The sequence below is a fragment of the Mesorhizobium sp. L103C131B0 genome (assembly GCF_000502275.1).
GTDB lineage: Bacteria > Pseudomonadota > Alphaproteobacteria > Rhizobiales > Rhizobiaceae > Mesorhizobium.
Genome location: NZ_AYXC01000024.1, coordinates 37571 through 59277, shown reverse-complemented (window position 1 = coordinate 59277; position 21707 = coordinate 37571). Strand labels below are relative to the sequence as shown.

Annotated in this window: 19 protein-coding genes and 3 pseudogenes; 16 read left to right on the top strand and 6 right to left on the bottom strand. The window is 59.6% G+C overall.

Going from position 1 to position 21707, the window contains the following annotated elements; genetic code table 11:
- Positions 1-728: 728 nt before the first annotated feature.
- A pseudogene (locus X730_RS1000000166830) lies at positions 729-1181 on the top strand (type IV secretory system conjugative DNA transfer family protein); the annotation flags it as partial.
- Between the two features lie 641 nt (positions 1182-1822).
- Positions 1823-4357 (top strand): two-component system VirA-like sensor kinase, encoded by a 2535-nt coding sequence (locus X730_RS138460; RefSeq protein WP_031197371.1) that lies wholly within the window; start codon positions 1823-1825, stop codon positions 4355-4357.
- A gap of 400 nt (positions 4358-4757) precedes the next feature.
- Here the strand turns inward: X730_RS138460 and X730_RS03190 are convergent, their stop codons facing one another.
- Positions 4758-5255, bottom strand: coding sequence for a hypothetical protein (locus X730_RS03190; protein ID WP_032910352.1), 498 nt, complete (start codon positions 5253-5255; stop codon positions 4758-4760).
- Between the two features lie 89 nt (positions 5256-5344).
- Between X730_RS03190 and X730_RS1000000167800 the strand changes: the two genes are divergently transcribed.
- Positions 5345-5488 carry a hypothetical protein gene (locus tag X730_RS1000000167800; protein ID WP_155922533.1) on the top strand — a complete coding sequence of 48 codons (144 nt, stop codon included), beginning with the start codon at positions 5345-5347 and terminating at the stop codon, positions 5486-5488.
- Between the two features lie 221 nt (positions 5489-5709).
- Entirely contained in the window at positions 5710-6288 is a 579-nt protein-coding gene (locus X730_RS1000000169290; RefSeq protein ID WP_348633134.1) for a LysR family transcriptional regulator, read from the top strand.
- A 525-nt stretch (positions 6289-6813) separates the two neighbouring features.
- On the opposite strand, the gene X730_RS138465 is transcribed toward X730_RS1000000169290, so the two are convergent.
- Positions 6814-7104 carry a ParB N-terminal domain-containing protein gene (locus X730_RS138465; protein WP_023724668.1) on the bottom strand — a complete coding sequence of 97 codons (291 nt, stop codon included), beginning with the start codon at positions 7102-7104 and terminating at the stop codon, positions 6814-6816.
- Positions 7105-7385: 281 nt separating this feature from the next.
- On the opposite strand from X730_RS138465, the gene X730_RS138470 reads away from it, so the two are divergent.
- Both X730_RS138470 and X730_RS138475 read left to right on the top strand, forming a co-directional pair.
- A complete protein-coding gene (locus X730_RS138470; RefSeq protein WP_023827451.1) occupies positions 7386-8480 on the top strand; it encodes an IS5 family transposase in 1095 nt (364 codons plus the stop codon).
- A complete protein-coding gene (locus tag X730_RS138475) occupies positions 8480-8824 on the top strand; it encodes a hypothetical protein (RefSeq protein ID WP_023727135.1) in 345 nt (114 codons plus the stop codon). The genes X730_RS138470 and X730_RS138475 overlap by 1 nt, the downstream gene beginning before the upstream one ends.
- Before the next feature lie 168 nt (positions 8825-8992).
- On the opposite strand, the gene X730_RS138480 is transcribed toward X730_RS138475, so the two are convergent.
- On the bottom strand, positions 8993-9685 hold the full coding sequence (locus X730_RS138480) for a hypothetical protein (protein ID WP_023731712.1): 693 nt from the start codon (positions 9683-9685) through the stop codon (positions 8993-8995).
- A gap of 1147 nt (positions 9686-10832) precedes the next feature.
- Between X730_RS138480 and X730_RS1000000167795 the strand changes: the two genes are divergently transcribed.
- Together X730_RS1000000167795 and X730_RS1000000168840 are read left to right on the top strand one after the other, a co-directional pair.
- Positions 10833-10976, top strand: a complete 144-nt coding sequence (locus tag X730_RS1000000167795; RefSeq protein ID WP_023827448.1) for a hypothetical protein — start codon at positions 10833-10835, stop codon at positions 10974-10976.
- A 400-nt stretch (positions 10977-11376) separates the two neighbouring features.
- Complete coding sequence (locus tag X730_RS1000000168840) at positions 11377-11568, top strand: hypothetical protein (protein WP_023685615.1); 192 nt, start codon at positions 11377-11379, stop codon at positions 11566-11568.
- 175 nt (positions 11569-11743) lie between these two features.
- Here the strand turns inward: X730_RS1000000168840 and hemN are convergent, their stop codons facing one another.
- The gene (gene hemN, locus X730_RS138490) at positions 11744-13105 is read right to left on the bottom strand and encodes an oxygen-independent coproporphyrinogen III oxidase (protein WP_023724671.1); all 1362 of its coding nucleotides are present in this window, start codon (positions 13103-13105) and stop codon (positions 11744-11746) included.
- 920 nt (positions 13106-14025) lie between these two features.
- On the opposite strand from hemN, the gene X730_RS138495 reads away from it, so the two are divergent.
- From X730_RS138495 to X730_RS138505, 5 genes and pseudogenes are all read left to right on the top strand, one after another.
- The gene (locus X730_RS138495; RefSeq protein WP_023724672.1) at positions 14026-15183 is read left to right on the top strand and encodes a porin; all 1158 of its coding nucleotides are present in this window, start codon (positions 14026-14028) and stop codon (positions 15181-15183) included.
- 24 nt (positions 15184-15207) lie between these two features.
- A pseudogene (locus X730_RS1000000166815) lies at positions 15208-15463 on the top strand (thiazole synthase); the annotation flags it as partial.
- Positions 15460-16085 (top strand): annotated as a pseudogene (locus tag X730_RS1000000169285) (thiamine phosphate synthase). The pseudogenes X730_RS1000000166815 and X730_RS1000000169285, both read left to right, overlap by 4 nt.
- Positions 16086-16093: 8 nt before the next feature.
- The gene (locus X730_RS1000000168825) at positions 16094-16432 is read left to right on the top strand and encodes a bifunctional hydroxymethylpyrimidine kinase/phosphomethylpyrimidine kinase (protein ID WP_348633133.1); all 339 of its coding nucleotides are present in this window, start codon (positions 16094-16096) and stop codon (positions 16430-16432) included.
- Between the two features lie 476 nt (positions 16433-16908).
- Positions 16909-17403, top strand: coding sequence for a MaoC family dehydratase (locus X730_RS138505; RefSeq protein ID WP_031197366.1), 495 nt, complete (start codon positions 16909-16911; stop codon positions 17401-17403).
- 802 nt (positions 17404-18205) lie between these two features.
- Here the strand turns inward: X730_RS138505 and X730_RS138515 are convergent.
- Both X730_RS138515 and X730_RS138520 read right to left on the bottom strand, forming a co-directional pair.
- Positions 18206-18682: a type II toxin-antitoxin system VapC family toxin gene (locus tag X730_RS138515; protein ID WP_023685624.1), complete on the bottom strand. Its 477-nt coding sequence runs from the start codon at positions 18680-18682 to the stop codon at positions 18206-18208.
- Positions 18679-18981 (bottom strand): hypothetical protein, encoded by a 303-nt coding sequence (locus tag X730_RS138520; RefSeq protein WP_023671839.1) that lies wholly within the window; start codon positions 18979-18981, stop codon positions 18679-18681. The genes X730_RS138515 and X730_RS138520 overlap by 4 nt, the downstream gene beginning before the upstream one ends.
- Positions 18982-19372: 391 nt before the next feature.
- On the opposite strand from X730_RS138520, the gene X730_RS138530 reads away from it, so the two are divergent.
- The 3 genes from X730_RS138530 to glyA all read left to right on the top strand — a co-directional run bounded on the left by X730_RS138530 (position 19373) and on the right by glyA (position 21674).
- Positions 19373-19714 (top strand): recombinase family protein, encoded by a 342-nt coding sequence (locus X730_RS138530; protein WP_023724679.1) that lies wholly within the window; start codon positions 19373-19375, stop codon positions 19712-19714.
- Positions 19715-19951: 237 nt separating this feature from the next.
- Positions 19952-20308, top strand: a complete 357-nt coding sequence (locus X730_RS1000000166795) for an ArsR family transcriptional regulator (protein ID WP_081726248.1) — start codon at positions 19952-19954, stop codon at positions 20306-20308.
- 28 nt (positions 20309-20336) lie between these two features.
- Positions 20337-21674: a serine hydroxymethyltransferase gene (glyA, locus tag X730_RS138535; RefSeq protein WP_023671842.1), complete on the top strand. Its 1338-nt coding sequence runs from the start codon at positions 20337-20339 to the stop codon at positions 21672-21674.
- Positions 21675-21707: the final 33 nt, after the last annotated feature.

The window sequence follows — 21707 nt, the reverse complement described above, 5'->3', positions numbered from 1 at the left end:
GTTACATTGGATAGGTCAAATTTGTGCCGGTTCACGCTAGCCTCACGTCCACAGATCAGCTGAGCAACCTACTCGGGCATACTTACGAGAAGCTGACGAGGTCCGCGGTCCCGGAGCGGGTAGGCCTAATTTTCTGCGCGCCGATTGCGCTGGCGCGACGTAGCCCGGCCTTTTGCCAGCTCGGCAGCTACGGCTCGCAAAGAGCGTCGTAAGGCTTGCGGAGCCGCCCCTCAGCTCCCGTCGAGGAGCAATCCACAATTCACATATTTGGAGATGGCTCGCTGGTTTACCGGTGCGAGCCCTGCAAGCCCATGCTTCAGATGCCGCCCGTGCAGAGGTATTTCATTTCGAGGTAGTCCTCGAGGCAATGGCGGGAACCCTGCGTCAGCGGGAGCGTCAGCTACATAGTCGATAACACGCGCTTTTTACCTCGGTCTCGGCTCGCAACGATGGATTGCTAACGGCGAACTCATGCTGGTCGGCAAGGCGATACTGGCTGGAGCATCAACTCGGCCGACGAGAGTGGCCACACCATCCTAGACAGGATCGGCCGATATGCCCGGCATCGCCGCTCTGCAAAAAGCACAGCGGGCATCCAGACGTTGCCGGGTTGACTATGGGTGTCCGAACCGCGAAAAGGGGCCGCTCTTTATGAGTGGCGTGCGCTGGCAGTCTAACCCCAAGCCCCCCGCCCGGGCTGCCGGCGCGCTTCTAGGAACATCGAGGTAGATGACGAGACTCCGAACTACATTTCCAAAGCTATCGGTGGATTCACATTTCAAGCCCGATCGATTTCCTACAGCCAGGCGCGAACGTTCGATTGGAACATTCAGAATTCACATCAAGGTGCACCGCTATTGCGTCCCGAACAGGTTCGGCTGCTCGATGACGACTACGAGNACATTCAGAATTCACATCAAGGTGCACCGCTATTGCGTCCCGAACAGGTTCGGCTGCTCGATGACGACTACGAGATTGTTCTCATCAAAGGTCTGCCACCATTAAAATTGAGGAAGGTGCGATATTTTTCGGATCGCATTCTGAAACGCATCTTTGAAAGCCAGACAGGCGCCCTCCCGGAGCCGGCGCCCTTGACGGGAGCAGAGGAGGCGCTCTCCGCAGAATCTCAACTCGATGACCCGCTGTGTGAATTGGCGCAGGACTTTGACGATACAGTTTGATGTGAGGCTAGTATGAACCCGCGAAATAGTAATCCATCCCGTGTAACAGCTTTGTCGCAGGTGCAGGACGCCGGCTTGGAAGACGGGCAAGCGGTCCAGGCCCGGCGAGTGGGCTTTGAGCAGCACGTGTCCGAGGCGCTCCGGCCGCTGTTCGATGGTCGAGCTGACGAGCCGCCTACCGGTCCAGAGGAGCTTCTGCGACTGGAAAAGGGGTTTCGCGAGGTGCTTCAGCGAGGGCAGGATCATCAAGCCGCCTCGTCTTTTTTCAGCGATCCAAGGATGCCCGCTGGACGGGATGACCCCAAGGGAAGCGTGTCGGACGCTTTCGCAGCAGCCGGCTCTAGGCACGCCGGAGTTGAGGCCGCCGCCCCGCCAGTATTAGCTGCCAGCCAACAGCAGATCCGGCCCTCGCCAGTTGCGTTTGACCGACCGGTATCATCCTCGGCTGCTGCGGGCGTGCGCTTGTATGCCCCTTCGATGATCTCTCGGAAGACCAGTTCCGAAAACTGCGATCAGTTGCCCGCCTTGTGCTGCCGCCTCGCCGTCGAGGTCGAAACGCCCGCGAATCAATGGAAGGTCAGCGGGCCATGGGGGCAGAGTGCAACGGCGTCTACACCGCCCATTTGAGGGGAGAGGTACACTTGGCTTTCCTGTTCCAGCAGCATCCGGCCGCACACCGACTCGATGGGGAGCTAGAATTCAAATCGGACCTTCGCAAGGCACGCACCGCGGATCAAACGCCGTTCGTTTGGGAAAAATGGCTCAGTACCGACAAAGCTTCTGTAATGGCCCTAGTGGCCTCGGTCGCGCTCTTGGTCGCGATACAGTGGCAAGACCCCCAGATCAACGAGGCGGTCCTAAGCGAACTGCGGACGATTCAGATCAACTACGCATTGCTCCAGCGAGACGTCGCCCGCGCAGACATGGTATTGGACTTCCGTTCCGTTGCTTCTACCGGGCAAGCATTAAAAAGCAACCTTCAAAACTACCAACGCCTTGTTGAGATCTCGCCCAATGAGAGCTCCGGGGTGCACTCCAGGTTGGTTGCACAGCTCAAAAATTCCCTCGAAAACACAGAAGCTGCCATCTCGGCCTCGGCCGCGCAAAATGAGCTTCTGCAAAGCTCTCTGGTACGCTTTGCTCGCTCGGCTAATCGCCTTCGGGGGGGAGTGTCGAACAGGCCTGAATTTTCCAATCTGATCCTTCAATTTTCGGCCAGACCGGGATTCAGCCTCGCATTACAAATCGATCAGTCTCTCCGCCGACTTCCTCCTAGCCAGGACCAAGTCACGGAGGATGTTGCCCGCGAGGGCCGCGCTATCCTGTCCTCAATGTTGAGGTTGGACCGCGCTGTCAATCGGATCCCATCCTTCGACACGTTCGCCAAGGCTGCCGAATTGGAGCGAGAACATCTGAAAGCCTACAGCTTCGCCAGCGCGCAAGCGCAGCGTACACGACTTTTCTTTGGCTTGGTGTCCATATGCCTCTCCTTGTTTGCGACCATTCGAGCCTCCACGCTGCATGTGCGGACGAACCGGTTGGAAAGGCGGTTAGAGCTTGAAGCGGCGATGAGTGAGATCGAAGCTTGTTTCATCGACAGTCAAGCAACGAAGGCTTCGCGGCGCTTCTCCACCGAAGCAGCGCTTAGACTCATTCAATGCGTTTTCGATGCGGATCAATGCGCGCTTGCTCTGGTGGATCCGAGTATCAGCAGGAATACCGAGTACTTTGTCGCGAACAAGCGCATGCGCGTCTGGAACGCCACGCTAATCCATGAAGTCGTCTCACTTGTACACCCGGAACAGCCAGTGTTTCGCGTCGTTCCGGCGTCGGAAGTGGTTCGGACTGCCGTAGGCACTACCGGTGTTTGTCAAATTGTTGGTTGCCGGGCCTCCGATCAGCAGGCTGCGGTTTGTATCCTTGTTTTTGAAGGAGATCGCTCACCACCCTCCACAGACGACCTCCTGGTTCTGGCGAGCGCTACTGTGCGTTTAGGCAACCATCTTGAAATGCAACGTGTACACACGGAACGTAACCTTTTTGAGAGTCGATGGGAGCATGCGGAAAGGCTGACGGCTGTCGGCACAATCGCAAGCGGCGTTACACATGAATTCAATAATGTTCTAGGAGCAATAGTCGGCTACGCGGAGATGGCTAAAGGTCTTGTGCGTCGCCCCTCGAGAATTCGGGGCCACATCGGCCAAATTATCTTGGCCAGCAACCGAGCCAAACTGATTATTGATCAAATTTTGTCACTAAGCCGAAATCGGAAGCGCGTGACGATGCCTTTCGACGTCTCGGAGAGTGTAATGGATCTCGCGCCATTGCTGCGGGTTACACTTCGTGCGGATGTTCAGTTGAACTTCAAGATCAACGAGTGGCAAACGGTGATCGAGGGCAGCCCGACCGAGATACAGCAGATCCTTATGAATCTATGCAAGAACGCGTCGGAGGCTCTCTTGAATGAGGGCCGTGTCGAGATTAGCGTTTCTCGCGCTCACGTCTGTCAAACGAAGCCCGTGGCTAAGGGCACCTTGAAACCGGGAGATTACGTTCTCCTCTCCATCAGCGACGATGGCCAAGGAATCGCAAGTTCGGTGCTTCCGCATATCTTTGAGCCCTTTTTTACCACGCGCTCTCGCGTCGGCGGGACCGGACTGGGTCTTGCTGCAGTGGACCGCCATGTGAGCGCGCTCGCAGGATGCCTTGACGTCACCTCGGCTGTTGGCCGAGGTACACGCTTCGATCTCTACTTACCGGCCTGCCCTGAGGAGCAGGTCAGAGCTGATAGCGCTTTCGGCCCATGCGATGGATCACTTGGCAACGGAGAAATCATTGCAGTCGTTGACCCCGATCCAGCAGCGTTGGAGATCTACAAGGATAAGATCGCCGCGCTGGGTTATAAGCCGGTCGGCTTCGCGACCTTCGAGAGTCTTTGCGACTGGATCGAGAGCGGGAAGGCAGCCGACCTCCTAATTTTCGATAAAGCGACTTTCCTCGGGCCAGGACAGCCCGAAGCCGTACGTACCACCCTGATGACGGTGCCCATCATCGTCGTTGGTGGAAGCGACCCCATGCCGATCACATCTGGTAATCAGACCTTCGTCCTTTGGCTAGCCAAACCGGTCTCGTCCAGGACGATGGAGCATGCAATTCGTAGGATGATAATGGCATGATGCCGCCGACGCGCTCAGGATACCGAGCTATCGAGGCAGTCGGAGGCGGAGCCGGCTGGGATCCAGCAAATACAAGAGCGTCGGACGATCTCTGCGCACCCGGCTCATGGCGAGTTCCCCTCGAACACTGTCGTCGGCTTCCGCTCAAGGAAGGCTCCCCGACCACGGCAAACCTGCCGCCGTGCTCGTGACCGTCAAGGACAAGTCGCCGCGCGATGGGGTCTGCGGGCCTCCATCCTTGACAAGTCACTGCGCGCTGGCGGCGACAGGCGACGGGTAATATAAGGTCGGGACGAGGAGATGGTCGCCAATCGGTCACGCAAGATGGTTGACGAGATGACTCGAGAGCAAAGCTTGACAATCATCGCCCCATTCACGCCAGACTTCTCCTGTGCGTTCATCATCGGCCACGGCTCCTCGCTGCCCCGACAAGGAGAAGCCGGACGTTGCGCGCCTCCTTCGCAACCTCGGCGAGCCGGGTGCAGGCCCCATCCTCAAGCACCGATCGAATGGCGGTCCAGTCGCCGTCGGGCTGTCCAGTCAGCGCAACAGCCGCTGCAGCCTCGTGGACCGCGAACGTGGCTTGCAAGACGCTGTTCGCCGGAACGGCCTTTCCCTTCGCGAGGCGGCAGTCATTCCACTTGCCTAGCGCGGAGCGGAACCGCGCCGCTTCCGTCAGATCGCCCTTCGTCGGCGCCTGGCCCCCTCGGCCGCTGAAATAGCTGCAAAGCACATCGACGAATTCGTCAAAGCAGCCGGCGTGACTTCGCTGCTGGAGAAGGAAGGCAATCACCTCCGCCGCCAGGATCGGGCCTTCCATGTCGACGGCGGCCGTGTGCGCGATCGGAGGCACGTTGCCGAAGGGCTCGCGCAGATTGTCGGAGGCCAGCCGGGTCATACGCTTCCTCGGCACCAGAATCGCAAGCGACCAATCCCGGCCGCCCGTCGCGACTAGCCGCTTACGCACCGGCCACGATGACGGGGCTGATGATCTATTTCGCAGGGGCCGTTCTGGCGGCCTACGGCGGGGCCACACACTCGGGCGGAAAGTCGATCGCCCACAAGCGGAATGACCTTTCAACCAAGCTCGACCGCGAGATCGCGAAGCTGCACACGACTCATCTTCGCTGAGGGCACGCTGCGCCAGCAGACAGCCGTCGCCGAATTTCTGAAACTCGCGACATTGCGAAGCCTGGTTGGCCTAGTAGTCGCCTCCAACGGGACATCCTTACTCACTGGCCGTCGGGACAATGGAGCAATTCATCCGATTCTGTTCTCCGGTAGGGGACACGAGTCACAACGATTAGCGGCGCGAAAAGAGAGACATGAGACGACGACAGCATTCAGCACTGATGACCGAAAGACGAAGCAGAGTGCCGACGTCGTCGCTAGGGTCGCGTATTCCCCTCACGTCACTCATCCAGACGCTCGCCGTCGCCGAGTATCTGAACTTCCGCCATGCGGCGAACGCGCTCGGCGTCAGCCAGTCCAGCGTCAGCGCGCGCATCAAAGCGCTGGAGGAAGATCTCGGCATCCTCCTGTTCGAGCGCAACACACGCGGCGTCCGGCTCACCGAGGCCGGACGACTCTTTGTCCAACGGCTATCAGCCGGTGTCGAGCACCTCGAATATGCCGTAAAGTCGGCCGGCATGGCGGCCCTGGGGGAATGCGGCAGGCTACGCATGGGCGTCCACGGTCTGATCCCGCATAGCTTCCTCGCCAAGCTGATCGGCCGATATCGAACCACCTATCCGGGTGTCGAGCTTGAAGTCGCCGAAAGCACGGCGCGAGAAGCGCTCATGCAACTGCGTGCCGATCAACTCGACATCGCATTCGTGGTCGGAACGCCAGACACGCCTGATTGCCGTTCGCGACGAATGTGGACCGAGCCGCTTGGTTGTAGCACTGCCGGACAGCCACCTGATCGCTGAACAGGAGCACGTCACTTGGGCCGATCTTGCCGGGGGAGACCTTCCTCGTCCGCCCTAACGGCCCCGGACCACAAGTTCATGACCATATCCTCCTGCGGCTGTCGGGCCGGTGGCCGGCACCGTCTATTCTGCGTGTCGCTGTCGAACGTGCGTCGTTGCTGTCGATCGTGGGGCAAGGTTTCGGCGTCACGTTGCTCGGGGCCGCATCGAGCCTGTCACCTGTCGCGGGTGTCCGCTTTCTGCCGATCGCCGACGAGCCCGAACCTGTAGTGTTCTCAGCCGTGTGGTCGCCCTTCAACCGAAGCACCGCCCTCCGAAACCTACTCGACCTCGCAGAGGCGATGAGGCGATAGCGCGCGACCCCGGGCAGAACCGGGCCAACCCGTCCTATTCGCCGCCGATACTATGCGGCGACACGCCAGCCTCATCTTCGTAATTGCACTTCCCGAAATCCCCCATTCTCTGATCGGCTCCGACATTTTTGCCGATTGGAGCCTGTATGCGTGGAGGCCGAATCCTCTGGGGTCAGATCACCGTCGTTCTGACCATCGTTCTCGTGATGACCTGGGCGGCCACGCAATGGACTGCATGGCGCCTGACCGAATAATCCTTGGTCACAGCCACGCCCTGTACGGTGCGGCCCTCGTCCAGCAGCAACCGCAAGGCCCCCAGTCGCCGCCCTCCGGCGACGACTTGGAACTTGGCTCCCTTCGGCGCCTTGCGGGTCACAAGGTTATGGATGAGGCCATGGGCCTCGATGGTGGCGGCCAGTTCGGCCCTACCTGCGAGCGGGATAGTGATTTCAGCGGTATTCATCGACTTGCTCGTTGTTGATTTCAGGGATTGACCTGAATTGTTCAGGTCCCCTGAACCCCTGCCTCGCGGCGAGTAGCGGGGAGCGAGGGGGGCAAGTCCCGGGGGCGGAGGGGTCTCCCCGGTCTGCACCTAGCGAAGCGGAGGAAGATGGGGGAACCCGCCCGCGGCGGCTTGCTGGGGAGAGAGGGCCGCGCGCCTCTCTAGCAGGCTGTTGAAAAAGTGGCTCGCAGCGAGGCTGTGAGCGTGATTCAATGTCTCCGAAGAGATTCGGAGAACGAGGCATGCGCGGCGGGGACGACCGGTCTGGCGAACTGTTCAGTTATGTTGATCTCGAGGCTCGGGTGCGGCGCGATCATCCGTTGCGCCGCATTCGGGCGATTGTGAACGAGGCGCTGGCGGCGTTGGAGCGGGACTTCGCGGCGCTGTATTCGCCGATGGGGCGGCCTTCGACCCCGCCGGAAAAGCTGCTGCGAGCGATGCTGCTACAGGCGTTCTATTCGATCCGCTCGGAGCGGCTGTTGATGGAGCGGCTGGAATACGACCTTCTGTTCCGCTGGTTCGTCGGCATTGGCGTTGACGATGCGGCCTGGGACCATTCTGTGTTCTCCAAGAACCGCGACCGGCTGCTGGAGGGCAACATCGCCGCAAAGTTCCTGAGCGCGGTGCTGGCACAGCCCAAGGTCAAGAGGCTTCTCTCGACGGATCACTTCTCGGTCGACGGAACGCTGATCGAGGCCTGGGCGTCGATGAAGAGCGTCAAACCGAAGGACGGCTCGGGCGAGCCGCCGGCTGAAGGGGGCGGGCGAAACGCGGAAGCGGACTTCCATGGCCACAAGCGCTCGAACGACACACATGCCTCGACCACCGATCCGGATGCCCGGCTCTATCGCAAGGGCAAAGGCAAGGAGGCCAAGCTGTGCTTTATGGGACATGGCTTGATGGAGAACCGCCACGGCCTGCTGGTCGACGCCTGCCTGACACTGGCCGACGGACATGCTGAGCGGGTGGCCGCACTGCACATGATCGAACCTCGCGCGGAACGGCCACAGGCGATCACGCTCGGTGCCGACAAGGCCTACGACACTGAAGACTTTGTCAATGAGCTGCGCTCGATGAGGGTGACGCCGCATGTAGCGCAGAACAACACGAGCGGCCGCAGTTCCGCGATCGACGGGCGCACGACGCGGCATGGCGGCTATGCTGTCAGCCAGCGCATCAGGAAGCGCATCGAAGAGGCATTCGGTTGGATCAAGGTCGTGGCCGGCCAGCACAAGACGAGGTTCCGCGGCCGCGACCGTGTCGGATGGGCCTTCACCTTCGCAGCCGCTGCCTACAATGTGGTGCGACTGCCAAAGCTCATGGCGGAGACCGGCTGATGGCCAAGGTTCCCGGCTTCGCCAAGGCCTTTGCCGGCCGCTGGCGCATCGTCGAGATGGATGTTTGGGATAACGACTTCCTCGATCTCGTCGAGGAAGCGCATCTGACATTCAAAGGCTCGGCGGATGGCGAGATCGCCTTCGGCGCACTCAAGGGCTTCCTCGATGTCCGATATGGCACCCGCGATGGCTCAGCATGCGCGGAATTCTCGTGGGAGGGGCATGATGACAAAGACCCAGCCTCTGGCCGCGGCTGGGCTGTCTTTGGCACTGCAGGCCGCCTCGTCGGCCACTTCTACATCCACAACGCCGACGATTCAGGCTTCGCTTGCGAAAGAGCCTGACTTCTTCAACAGCCTGCTAGGAGAAAGACCGTGGCCCTGAGACCGGCTCAACAGGGCGGCCGTAGGAGCATCAGCAACGCGCCGCCGTCAGGCGGGATGCGGAACGGACGGCCCCCGGCGAAGGGCGCCGTTCTCTTTGAGCTGCGACCCTGGTGAGCGCCTTCGTGCCTAAAGCTGTGCCGTCGGGCTAAGCTTCAGCTTAAGATCGTTCTGAAAAGCCGAACATGGTTCGTCGAGGTAACCCTTGAGGGAAGGATCCTTGTCGGGTTCCCTGTTTTTCGACAAAATCGCCCTGCAGAATTTATATTGCGATTTGGCGGCATCGCACTGCTGGGTGTCCGCCTTATAGCAAGCGTGGACCAAAACGGCTCCCACGTAATCATGCTCGACGTTGTTGGAAGAAAGGTGGGTCTGAATGTCTTGGAGAATGGCAACTCCATGGGACATCCCATCTGCTCCGGAGTAGGTCATTACGAGTTGACCGGGTCGTTCAAAGCCGCTTACCGAGCCGCTCCCTGCAACGTTCTCGTAGGTGCCAGACAAATCCGGGGCCGACGTGAATGTCACCTTGAAGGGGTGCCCCAGGCCGACGGGGGTGACATCCGCAAAGTCGGGACCGTAGTACACCGAGAGATACCACTCGCCCTCTGTAAGAGCGTTGGGGGCTTGCCCGAGCCCAAGGCGCTGCATGCTCTTGTCGATGACAGTCCGAACGACGTTGGACGTGCCCTGCTGGATGCCTTCGCCGAAGCCGGTCCAGATGAAGGCGCCTACGGCCAACACAGCCACACCCAGCAGGCCGAACCTCGCACCTGTTGACTTCGTTTCACGCCCTGGCTCGATTTCCGGCTGGTCCTGCATCCGCCCCTCGCAACGCTCGTCGGGAACAACTTGGGACCCGATTATGGGCCCAAGGGATCGGTCAGCAGGCTTCCAGATGAACTTTCTTCTTCATGTGCATTCCTCCTCGACTCAAGGGCACTTGCCGTGCGGAGCCGAACACACGCAGTATGGAGATGATAACCCGATTGCGGCTTTCAAGTGTCCTCGCATCCCCCGAGGGCGCCACCTGATCTCTCGGGCAACCTTGTTCGGCGCCGCAGTTATTGAGGCGGTCGGCTTGGAAGCAGTTCCTTATGGCCCTCATGCATAAACCAGAGCACCCGTTTGAGATGACTGCGAAGGGCCTTACGGGCGCGGATTGGCTCTTTGACCGGATCGATACCCAGTACATCCAGCGCCATCTCCTCTTCGCTGGCACTGTCGGCGCAAGCGTCCATGAGCTTCAAATAGAGCTCGAAATGCTTGTCATCATAGCGGTTAGGCTTTCCGACCAGGGGACTTCCGTTGCAATGGTTGGATCAGGCGTTGGGCGCGATCTGCTTTTCATCCATGTCTCGCTTTGGCGATGAACCAGCCCCCCGTTCCGATTCAGAATATCTCCATCTAGCGCACTTTCAACAGTTCTCGGCCTTCTTTCGGACAGTGCCCAATCGTTGCATATGGTCGTGGGTTCCAAATTGGCACGCGGCTGCTCGCGACCAATACATCCTCAACTTGGCGAGGCCATGTAACGCCCGGCTGAACCAGAATGGCGCGGCTAACGCATCGCCGATTGGATCGAACCTCTTATTTTAGCTTCGCGATAATCTTGTCTGGATGCTTGCAAGCGTCCATCATGCCGCCGTACATACGCTTAAGGATGTTGCCCGCGCCGTGGTTTGGGCGACCGGTCGCAGTTGGAGGCTGGCGCGATGTTTCGGCGCCAAGCTCACCATGCACGGACATCTTGCCGCCTACACACGCTTTTTCGACCGCGCTCCGGGCGATTGCAGCATGGTCGTCGGGGCGCGTCCCGAAGGCTGGTGGTACAGCGCCGACTTGCGCGTGCCTCACCGATCCGGATCTGGGCAGCGAACTGCGCAAAGCCGGACATTGGTACCGCGCTTTAGCCGCAACGCAGTCCATCGCGCCGCTCGTGCCGCCCAACGCAATCGAGACCGCCAGCATGATCAAGGCGGCGGGAACCGCAACGATCGATCCCGCCGCCGGTGACCGCTGGGTCGCGGCGGGCGACTGCCTGTTCTGTGCCGATCCACTGTCATCACGCGGGATCGTGCATGCACTCCGCTCAGGGATCCTGGCGGCCTAGGGCATCGGACATGCTGGACGGGCGTGGCGATTCGCCTGCGCCCGCTATGCAAAATCGCCACACGCGGCTTTGCCGATTAGCTCCCGGCGCTGGCTGCCCACTATGCAGCCGCCGCGCGATGGGATACGCCTTTCTCGCAGCGGCGGCGCAGCCATGTCTTCCACGCGTCTAGCATGGAAGGAGGGAGGTCAGAGGTGGTCTCTGGACGGGGTGCTCGGCATTTATGAACCGACCGAGCGCCAGCGAGTGGTCGTCGGCGGGCTCGATGGCGGCATCAGGTCAGGGAACTCGGCCTCCATGATCATCTCCGATTTAATTCAAATTTGTCTGTATATATTGACGATTGCACTACCTTCACCTCGTAGACGGCAATGCGGGCGGGTAGAGAGGGTTCTATGATATGATAAGCGATTTTTCCGCCGCCCGAGTGCATTTAGATCGAGCGTATGACTACCTTTGTGGGGATGACCCGATGAGTCAAAGGGGCCGCGAAGCCTTGGACCTGCTAATTGAGGCGGTTGCCGTCGAAGAGTTCAAGCAGCCACGCCAAAGCGCTGAGGTGCTAAGGTTTCCGATCGGGCGCCGCTGCTGAGGTAATCTCCACGGCCGCCATGTAGCCTCGCGGGTGAGGCGCTCACGGCAGGGACTCGCCGCCCCGTGAGGGCCGGGAACGAACGCATTGGCAACGGAAAGCCCACTTGCCAGACCAGCGCCCGGCCGGCGTGGCAAGTAGGCCGGCGGTTCCAAGCGGAGACATTGATGCCGGACTATGTCGTGCTTTGCATCGCATTAAGCTGCTGCGGGATATACGTAACGCCATCCCTAAAAACATCAAATGCGGCAGCGACAGCGCGAATCCCAAAGCGATGCTCCCGCCGTACGCGGACAAAGCCGTTTTCGAAGTCCACTATCCCGTCCTTGGCCAGCATGGCCAAACGCTCATCTGAATCGCGAAGACGGATCGGATCAGATCCGTGGGCGACACAGATTGCCGGCACGTCAGCCTCGAAATCGCACATTAATCGCTCGATAATTGCGGCTCGCACGCGGTCGTCGTCTGTGAGGCGATGGCCCTTCGATGTCGCCAGTCGGCCAGCTGCGATGTGCCGGATGTAGATATCCCGTGTAACTTCATTTTGAACGTATCCCTGGCCGATGCGGCCGATAGCCGACGCGCCGAAACCGATCAGGGTTCTGCAGGTATCGGCCGAGTAGCCCAACGAGTTACGTCGCAGGCGACCTGTTTCCTGTGCCAGCGCGAGCTCGTCGTCCGGCAAGGCGAAATGGTCGAGCCCGATCTGTCGGTAGCCGGCGGAAACCAGCGTCACGGCGACAGCCGCATACTGTTCAGCGCGGGCAGCGCTGTCGGGAAGAAATTCCGCCTCAATGAGGCGCTGATTCTTTACTTGGGATGGGATGTGCGAGTAGCCGAACAAGGCAAGCCGGTCGGGGCGCATGGCGACCGCCGCCCTCACTGTTTCGACGCACGACTCCACCGTTTGACGCGGCAGGCCGTAGATGAGGTCGAAGTTGATCCGGTTTACTCCATGCCGGCGCAGCATTTCCACGGCAGCCGACGTCTGGGCCTCGCTCTGGATTCGGTTGATCGCTTTTTGAACAATGGGATCGAAGCTCTGTACGCCCAGGCTCGCGCGGTTCACGCCGGCCGCTCCCAAGCCTTCCGCCATCTCGGGCGTGAGCGTGCGTGGATCGATCTCGATGGCGACCGTAGCTGATTTCGAGATGGCGAAGCGGCATCGCAGGAACTCCATCAGAGCGAGGAACTCGGCTGGTCCGATGAGAGACGGCGTTCCGCCGCCGAAATGTATGTCGCTCACGGGCAACGTCTTCGGCACTCGCTCCGAAACCAGACGGATCTCGTCACGCAGCGCCGCCAGATAGTTGAGGATGGGCGCATCACGGCGGGTGATGGTGGTTGGGAAGCCGCAATACCAGCAGGCTGATCGGCAGAACGGAACGTGCAGATAGAGTGACACCGGATCATCAGCCGGCAGGTTTCTGAGCCATTCCTCATAAGCCTCGGCGCCGACCGCCCCAGAGAACTCCGACACAGCCGGATAGATAGTGTACCAAGGCAGCCGGGCCTCTCGAAATTTCGTGGTCTGCAACGGTCACCGTCCCATGCTGATAACATCCAACCTTACCGCTGCGCTCGCCTGCGTCTTTGCGCTATGTCAGTCCGTTCCGCTTTGGGCTCGAAATTTTTTAGCAATGGGCGCCGTTCAGTCTTGGCTGGACAGCGATGGTCTGAGCGCACTCGGTCAGCGACTGACGATGGTGTTCCCGCCGAAACCCTCACGCGCACCGTTTTGTTCCACCGTCCCTTCCCTTCATCTGCGCGTGGGAGACTCTTCTGAGCGCAGATGAAGCATCCGATGAGACAATATACGGTGTTGGGTCCAGACTTTGCACGCCAGCTACCGCCGCCCATAATGATCTCTGCCGTCTCGATGAGCTCGTTGTGTGAATTGCTGGCAGAAGCATTAGCTGTGCCGCGCCGCTTTCAGCACGAAAACCTGCTCGACGCGACCGTCAGGTCCGCCGCAATGCCAAGGCTGGCGCCTACCGACTCAGTGGTGCAAGGCTGCGGCGCGTGGTTATCGACCATCAGCTCGCCAAAGTGACGGCGTCGTACCGAGCGGTGGCCGCCGCATGATGCCTCAACTGCGGGGCTCACAGCAAACAATGCCGTCGCCATTAAGCCAAACTGTCGCGAAGCGAACAGACGAACCGTAGCCGAAACGTTTGCCGTTCGTGCTTGGGTGGATCCGCAAGGCAAAAAGAACGGAAGCGCGAACCAAGGTCCGCCCGCACATTTGAGCTTCAAGCCGCAGCTGGGTCGTCAGGGTGGCACGTCATTTGCGGTAGTGTGACAACAAGTCTCAATCACATTCTAAATTCTCCTGAGCATTAGCACGACAGGTGCAGCAACACTCCTAGAATTCAGCTTGATGCGCTATCAACCGTTTGCTTAGCAAAAATCATTTATCGGTCTCTATTCCTTTTACTATTTAGACGGAGATCAACAATGACCATTGGGAGCCTCCTCCTCGGCTCAACTGCGGCACTGGTCGCCGTTTCCGACGCTCGCGCCGTGATCATCGTCCCCGAGCCTGATCCGACTGAGTACCTCAAGATCTGCGACGTCTACGGCTCGGGCTACATCTACATTTCAGGCACCGAGGCCTGCCTGCGCATCGGCGGCTATGTCAGTTACGACGTCGGCTTGGGCCATGTCGGATTGTTTGACCACGCAAGAACCTCAGATGTGAGGACTGGTGAGGATCAGGGTACATGGCAAAATAATACGCGCTTCACACTGAAAGCTTGGACCGGCCAGGAGACCGAACTCGGCACGTTGAAGACCTACACCGAAACCCGCGTGAATTTCGGTAACCGCCACACTTCGGTTTCGGACAGTTCTCGGTCCTATGCCTTCAACGGAGACAGCATCTTGACTTTCGCCTGGATTCAGCTTGGTGGCCTCCGAGTTGGTAAGGACTGGTCGGCCTTCGACATGTTTATTGGTGGCGCGGGTGACGTACTCAACCAGACGCCGGTTCCGTACGGCGCTTTGGATACCAATGTGGTCCAGTACTACTTCGACGCCGCGAACGGCTTTTCCGCCGTGGTTTCGCTCGAAGAAGGCTCAGGCGTGGTGGGCACAATCGACAACTACGCTCCGCACATAGTCGGCGGCTTGAAATACACACATGGCTGGGGAGCGATCACCGGCGTTGCTGGTTATGATAGCAACTACGAATCGGTAGCCGCCAAGGTCCGTGTCGACATCAATGTCACCAACGAACTGTTGCTGTTCGGAATGTTCGGCTACGGTTCCAATGGCAAGCTCAACGACGACTCCATGAACGCGATCGACGCTCATGGTCGCGGCTTCTATAAGATTTGGCGCGGGAACTGGGCTTTCTGGGCTGGCGCCGCTTACGAGGTCAACGAGACAACTTCGTTCAACCTTCAGCTCTCGGGTGATCAGCTCAAGAACTATGGTGTCGCTGCGAACGTCGCCTATGCGCTTCTTCCAGATTTCACAGTTACGGCTGAACTCGACTACGACCGCTACGGAGGCTCCGCCGTCGGAAAGGTGAAAGCTTCCGAAGTGAACTGGGCCAATGCCAACAAGAAGAGCAGTGTCGGCGGTATCCTGCGTTTCGAACGCTCATTCTAATGCGATGAAGCGTTGAGCTCCGAGGTGCAGTTGATGCGCGGACATTTCCCCTACATTCCGTTTGATTGTGGATGCGTGGCTCGGACGGCCGTCGTACGCGGCGACGTCATGGAGCTCGGGTTTGACGCCGTGCTCCTGAACACGGCGGTCCCGAGGGCGGCCGATCCGGTCGGGATGGCGCGTGCGTTCGGCAAGGGCGGTCGATGCCATTCGTGAAGCTAGCACTGGAATGCTCGAACCGCGCTACTCACCGAAGGTCGGCAGGGCTGTCTTCTCATGAAGCTCGATCCCTTCTATCTGAATTTCGACGTGCCGGCTGGGTTGACCGGCTGGCGCCGCTCGGCGTGACTGCTGCAGCTCCGGATAAAGGATATGGACGAGAAAGGACTGCAGACGGAAATCCGCCGCGCGAACGACGCCTGACGGTCCATGGTTGCCAAGTGAGCGTCAACGACTATTGGCGCACGGCAATGAGGAAGGCTGCGACTCATCCATCTTGGTCAAAAGGATTTGGCTGCCGCCGATGCTGATGATGAAATACGCCGGATTGAAGCTCGGCCTTTCGATCCACGATCACACCGAACTGCGCCAGTGGCCGAGCCGGAGTATGTGGCGCTCGGCCCAGTCTATCCAACTAGCCTCAAGAAGATGAATGGGCGTCGCAAGGGCTCGAGCGGATCAGCGAGTGGAAGCACCAGGTCGCGCCGATCCCATTGGTCTCCATCGGCGGCCTCAACCTGACCGGCTCGAAGGCGTTTTTCGAGGCTGGCGCCGAAAGCGCAGCCGTGGTCACCGACCTTGCGCTGAACGACGCCCCAGAAGCGCGCACGCGAGAATGGATCGAAAGACAGAACAATAGCGCTGGGGCGAGAACCGCATGTGCTCGTTGTTGTAGGGTCTGATTCCCGCGGTGGGGCTGGAATTGCCCGCGAGATCGAGACGATCGCTTGCCTTGACGTGCGCACCTGCCTTTGCTGTCAGCGCGCTGACGGTGCAAACCCAGGAAGACGCCTTGGAAATCCAAGTTACTCAACCCGGTCTGGTGACGGATCAAATGCGCGCTGCGCTTCAAGCTAACAGAGTGGCCGGCACCAAGGTTGGCATGCTCGCAACGGCTGAGATCATCGTCGCTGCGGTTGCCGCTGTGCTGCGCGAATATCGGCGCATATCGACAGTCCAGATCCGGTGCTGGCTTCCACGTCAGGCCGAGCGCTTCTTGAAGCAAGCGCCATCCCGCATCATGAAGTAGCATCTGATGCCGCTTTGCCGTGTCGACACCCAATGTCATTGAACTGGCGCTTCTTGCCGGCTCAGTGCTACCGGTGAATGAGGCCGGCGCGCTTCAACAAGGACCCCAAGCCACCCCGTCTGCCGGACTCCTCCAAATTCGAAACACGGATGGTTCCTATCCAGACAATTGATTTTATCAATCTGCGACAATACCGCATAGCGGCGCCGGCGGAATGATCATCCGTAGCAAGACGAGCTGCTTTCGGCGGCTTGCAGGACGCGCACCGCGACCGATCACAAGCCGGCTCGTCTGCAGCCATGTTCGGATCGGCCGCATCGGTGCGCCGAATGAGATTGCCGGCGGAACGATCTATTCGTGCAGCTTGGACGGCAGTCATCTCACCGGGGCCATCCTGCCGATGGATGGCCGGCAGTCGGTGCAGCATTGGCTGACACTGTTCACGGAATGAAGCCGTCGCGCTTCGGACGGTTGAAATGGAGGACATTAGCGTGGAACCGATCAGTCTCGACGAACTTCTGGCCAGCGTCGGCAAGGAAGTCGGCGTGTCGCCGTGGCGGGTGGTCTCGCAGCGGATGATCGACCAGTTCGCCGAGGCCACCGATGACCACCAGTTCATCCACTGCGATCCGGAGCGCGCCAAGGGCGAGACGCCGTTCGGCGGCACCATCGCACATGGCTTCCTGTCGCTTTCGCTTTTGTCGGCGATGACTTTCGAGACCATGCGGCCGCTCGAAAACTGCAAGATGGGTGTCAACTATGGCTTCGAATCGCTGCGCTTCCTGGCGCCGGTGAAAACCGGATCTCGCATCCGCACCCGTTTCGTACTGGCCGACGTCAAGGTCAGGCCGTCGGGCTGGGTGCAGACGGCGCTGGGCGTGACGATTGAGATCGAGGGCTCGAAAAAGCCGGCGCTGACCGCGCGCTGGTTGACGCTGACGCTGATCAAACGCCAGCCGGAGGCGGCCTGAATTGCTCAACGAGCATCAGCAGAGACGATCTTCACGTGCCGGGGCGATGTAGGCGACTAGTGCGCACCGATCGGCAACGCGGCCACGGGGGTCGGCTAGATAGAGTGGCAGGAATGCCTAATCGGGGCTCCGACTCGGAAGGGGCTTCGATGTATCGGAAGCGCTTCGGCTTTCGGCGCTGCATTCCTTCTTCACGAAGGTCCATGGAGAATTCCCGACCACGGGGTCGAAAGATCAGCTTGTGATCGGAGTGGGCAGATCCTCCCCGAATGAATCTGCCAATAGGGTGTTATCGAGTCAACCGGGTCGAACTTGAGGTCGCGGGTGTCGCTGATCGGCTGCTCGTCGAGCTCGAGAGCTGCCAGCTAAAGGAAGAACACGGCTATGAAGAGCTCCGCAGTTGATGTGGATGCCCAGAGCTGGGAGTGCAGACCGACGAGTTCCCAGCGGGCGAACTTGCCATTGGTAGCGCGCCAGACCAGTGGCGAGAAACCCTCGATGAGAAGGCCCCCGAGGCGCACGCAGGATGGACTACAGTGGCGTTTGGCGAGAGGGCCTTCGAAGACGAGATCGAGTGTAAGATGGACGAGCTCGACACGCGTATCGCGCAGTCCCTGCGATCGCGCCTTGTTCGCGGCGCTCGTGCGTGCGAACTGTTGGTAGATCGAGCTGACTAGATGAACCGGGATGGCATTAAAGCGGAACTGGAAGAGACGTCCCTGGCCGAACTAAGTAAGATCAATCCAGCCATCGCTAAAGGTAGGCGAACACGAGACGTTCGGACTCCGTGCCGCTGAAATCCTCAAATTGAAACGGCCGGACCGTTGGAGCTATCATCACCCGCTTGGCTTCCAGAGCTACGGAGCGGGTTGATTATCTGAACGTCCTCGAAGTCCTTTTCATTGTCGGTCACTACGACACACTCGTTGGCTTCGGCTACAGCGGCAATGATTGTGTCTAGGGCGCTCCGCGAACGGCCTCTGGCTTTGCCGTTGGCCATCAGCCGCGCCCACACGAGGCCAGCTTTCTCGTCGAACGATAGCACGCGGCCAGCGAACAGCGCTTGCGGGCCTTCGGAGCCCTCGAACCAAGTTTCAAGGCTGCTGCGCTTTTTCCCCTTCGGCTTCTCTAGGATGCCTCGGCGAATTTCGGCGACAGTAAGCGAAGCAATGAAGAGGTCTTCGTCCTTCTGCGCGCCCATCCAGGCCAGCAACGAGCCCGAAGGCTCCGGCTTTATGACGTTGCTGATGATATTGGTATGAAGAAGGTAGCGCGTCACAGGTCGATCTTGCGCCCCTCTTCGCGCGGCCGGCTGAGGTCGAGATTGGAGCCAACCAGAGGCGAGCGACGCAACGCGGCGAGAATGCTGCCCGCTTTCGGTGGCTCACCCGCCACGGCTTGCTGTATGGTCCGACGAAGCTGTCGGGCATCCGGCCCGCTCTCCGTTAGTTTTCGGGCAAGAGTTCGCAGTAGATCGCGGTCTGCGTCGAAGGCCTGGATCTCGAACCGCGCGATGCCGCGCTCAGCCAGGCGAGAGCGATAATTCTCGATGGCTCTCTTCTGTGCAGTGTTGCCCATCGCGTGCCTCCGTTCTCTATCCGGATATATAGCCATGGCTTCTTCGGAGCACAAGGTGCCCCGTCATCGGGCAGCACTGGCTCCTGCGCGACGCGCGTTATTGATAGAATTCCAGCTTGTCGAAGCACTGTGACTTGGCATCATTGTCGCGAAACGGAGTATTTCGCGTCAGGACAGGAACGCGATCATAGCGCGCCGAAACGGCAACAGCCGAAAAGCTTCGTGTGGTCGCCGGCGCGGCCCGCGAATCGGCTGTGTCTGCGTCGCCGAAGCCCGATCGACGCTTCGTCAATCTGGTCCGGCTGCTGGCGCGACAGGCCGCACGGGATTTCGTTCAAGCCGAAACGGATAGCCAGACGCGAGACCGCGTCCCGGAGTAAGGGGCCGCCTCATGAAGGTCGCGCTTGGCGCTCGCTACTCAACTGACAATCACCGAGACGCCTCGATCGAGGATCAGTTGCGGCTCTGCTGCTTGCGTGCTGAAAAGCAAGGCTGGACAGTCGTCGACAGCAATACCCACCGCGCGATCTGCGGCGGGTCGCTGTTGCGTCCCGGCCTTCAGGAGCTGATCAGCGATGCGATGCAGGGCAAATTCCTGATCGTGCTCGCAGAGGCGATGGATCGCCTGACCATGACCGCAAACCGGGAGCAGGCCAGGCTGGGCAAACGTTGCAACAGATCCTTCAAGGAAATTCATAGACTCTTAGCAACTCCGGCTCGCTGTGAATGGTAGGCTTATTGCAACGTCTGAGGTCAGTGGTTCCAAACCGTGGCCCCGCTTGTCTTCGACTGGCCGAACTGCTTGCAATTTCGGCTAAAGGCAAGAAGAGCGCCCATTTGTTTGTTCGACACAGGATATCGACGGTCGTCACGGCCACCGAGATTTGTCCGGTCGTTGGACAACCCTTCGAAATCGCAACTTCTGCGGAGAACGCGAAATGAGAAATTCGGTAGGACTTGGTCCTGAGCCATGATGACACTGGTTAGTCGCCTACGCATGGCAGCGCATCCTGACCGCCTTCGAATCCTGGGCCTTTGTGCGCATGCGGACCTAACTGTCTGCGAGCTAGCGGAGATTCTGAGCGTGTGTCGAGAGCGGGTTGCGCGACACGTCCGGCTGCTCGCCAGAGCCGACTTTCTTTGCTGCAACGAACAGCCTCCGTGGCGCTCGTACCATCTCAACGCAGGATCCAACGACGGCGGGCTGGTTCAATTATTGGTCGATCTCCTGCCCCATCGCGACGGCTATCATAAACAGGACCTGCAGCGGCTCGAAGCGGTACGAGACACGCGGCCGAAAGGGACCGCGTGCTTGATCGTGAAATAGGTCAATCCAATTGGAGCGCGAAGCTACCATGGACAACTCCGCAGACGGCGCGATCGCACAGCCGGACACCCACGGGCGGTCTTCCTTGGCCGCGGTTGATTGCCGCGTCCACGAGCTGCTTCTGAGACAGGAGCGGCAGGAGCGGACGACCCTCAAGCTCATCGCCTCAGAGAACTTTGCGTCCTCGGCCGTGCTGGAAGCGAACGGCTCGATTTTCACGAACAAGTACGCCGAGGGGTACCCCGGCGCGCGCTACTACGCTGGAAACGAGATCGTTGATGAGCTTGAGGATCTGGCCATTGGGCGCCTGAAAACGCTATTTGGCAGCGAGCATGCCAACGTCCAGCCTTATTCCGGCTCGCCGGCCAACCAGGCTGTCTATCGTGCGCTTTTGAGTCCCGGTGACAAAGTCATGGGCTTGCCCCTTCCGGAAGGGGGGCATCTGACTCATGGTTGGGCCATCAACTTTTCCGGAACTGACTATCAACGCGTGCCCTATGGACTAGATGAAAAGACACAGCAGATTGACTATGACCGCTTGCGCGAGACAGCCAAGCGGGAACGGCCGCGGCTCATTTGGGTCGGCGGAACCGCTTACCCGCGTGTCTTTGACTACGCGGCAATGGCAGAAATTGCCCTGGAAGCGAACTCCTATCTCGTAGCCGACATTGCGCACATCAGCGGCCTGATTGCCGCGGGAGCGCACCCGAATCCCGTGGGCCATTGCGACGTGGTCAGCAGCACGTCCCACAAGTCGATCCGCGGTCCCCGCGGTGGCTTCATTTTGTCAAGGAACGAAGATCGCTATCAGGCCCTGTATCATACAAAGAGCAAATACAATCTCGCCAGACGAATAGACCGGGCGGTCTTCCCTCACCTGCAAGGCGGACCTCACATGAATGCCATCGCTGCGCTAGCGGTTGCCTTGCACGAAGCCGCGAACCCGTCCTTCCGAAGCTACGGCCAACAGACGGTCAAGAATGCCAAGGCTCTGGCACATGCACTGCTTGAGCGAGGTTATGACCTGGTTACCGGGGGGACGGACAATCACATGCTGATCCTTGATCTTCGCGATCGGCCACTATCGGGCAAGGCCTATGCCGAGCGACTAGCAAAGGCAGGAATCATCACAAACTTTAATATGGTGCCTGGCGACCCGCGGCATCCGGCGGTCACAAGCGGAATTCGCCTGGGGGCGCCAGCAGTGACGTCAATGGGCATGCGCGATGTGGAAATGGTGCAAATTGCTGGCTTCATTGACTCCGTCCTCCAGCGGCCAGACGACGAAGATCTCCATGCCTGCGTGCGAAGAGACGTTGCCGACTTGTGCGCTGCGTTCGAGGTCCCGGGCATCTCCGACAAGTAAGGTGGGCCAAGCAAAATGCCCATACCACATCCA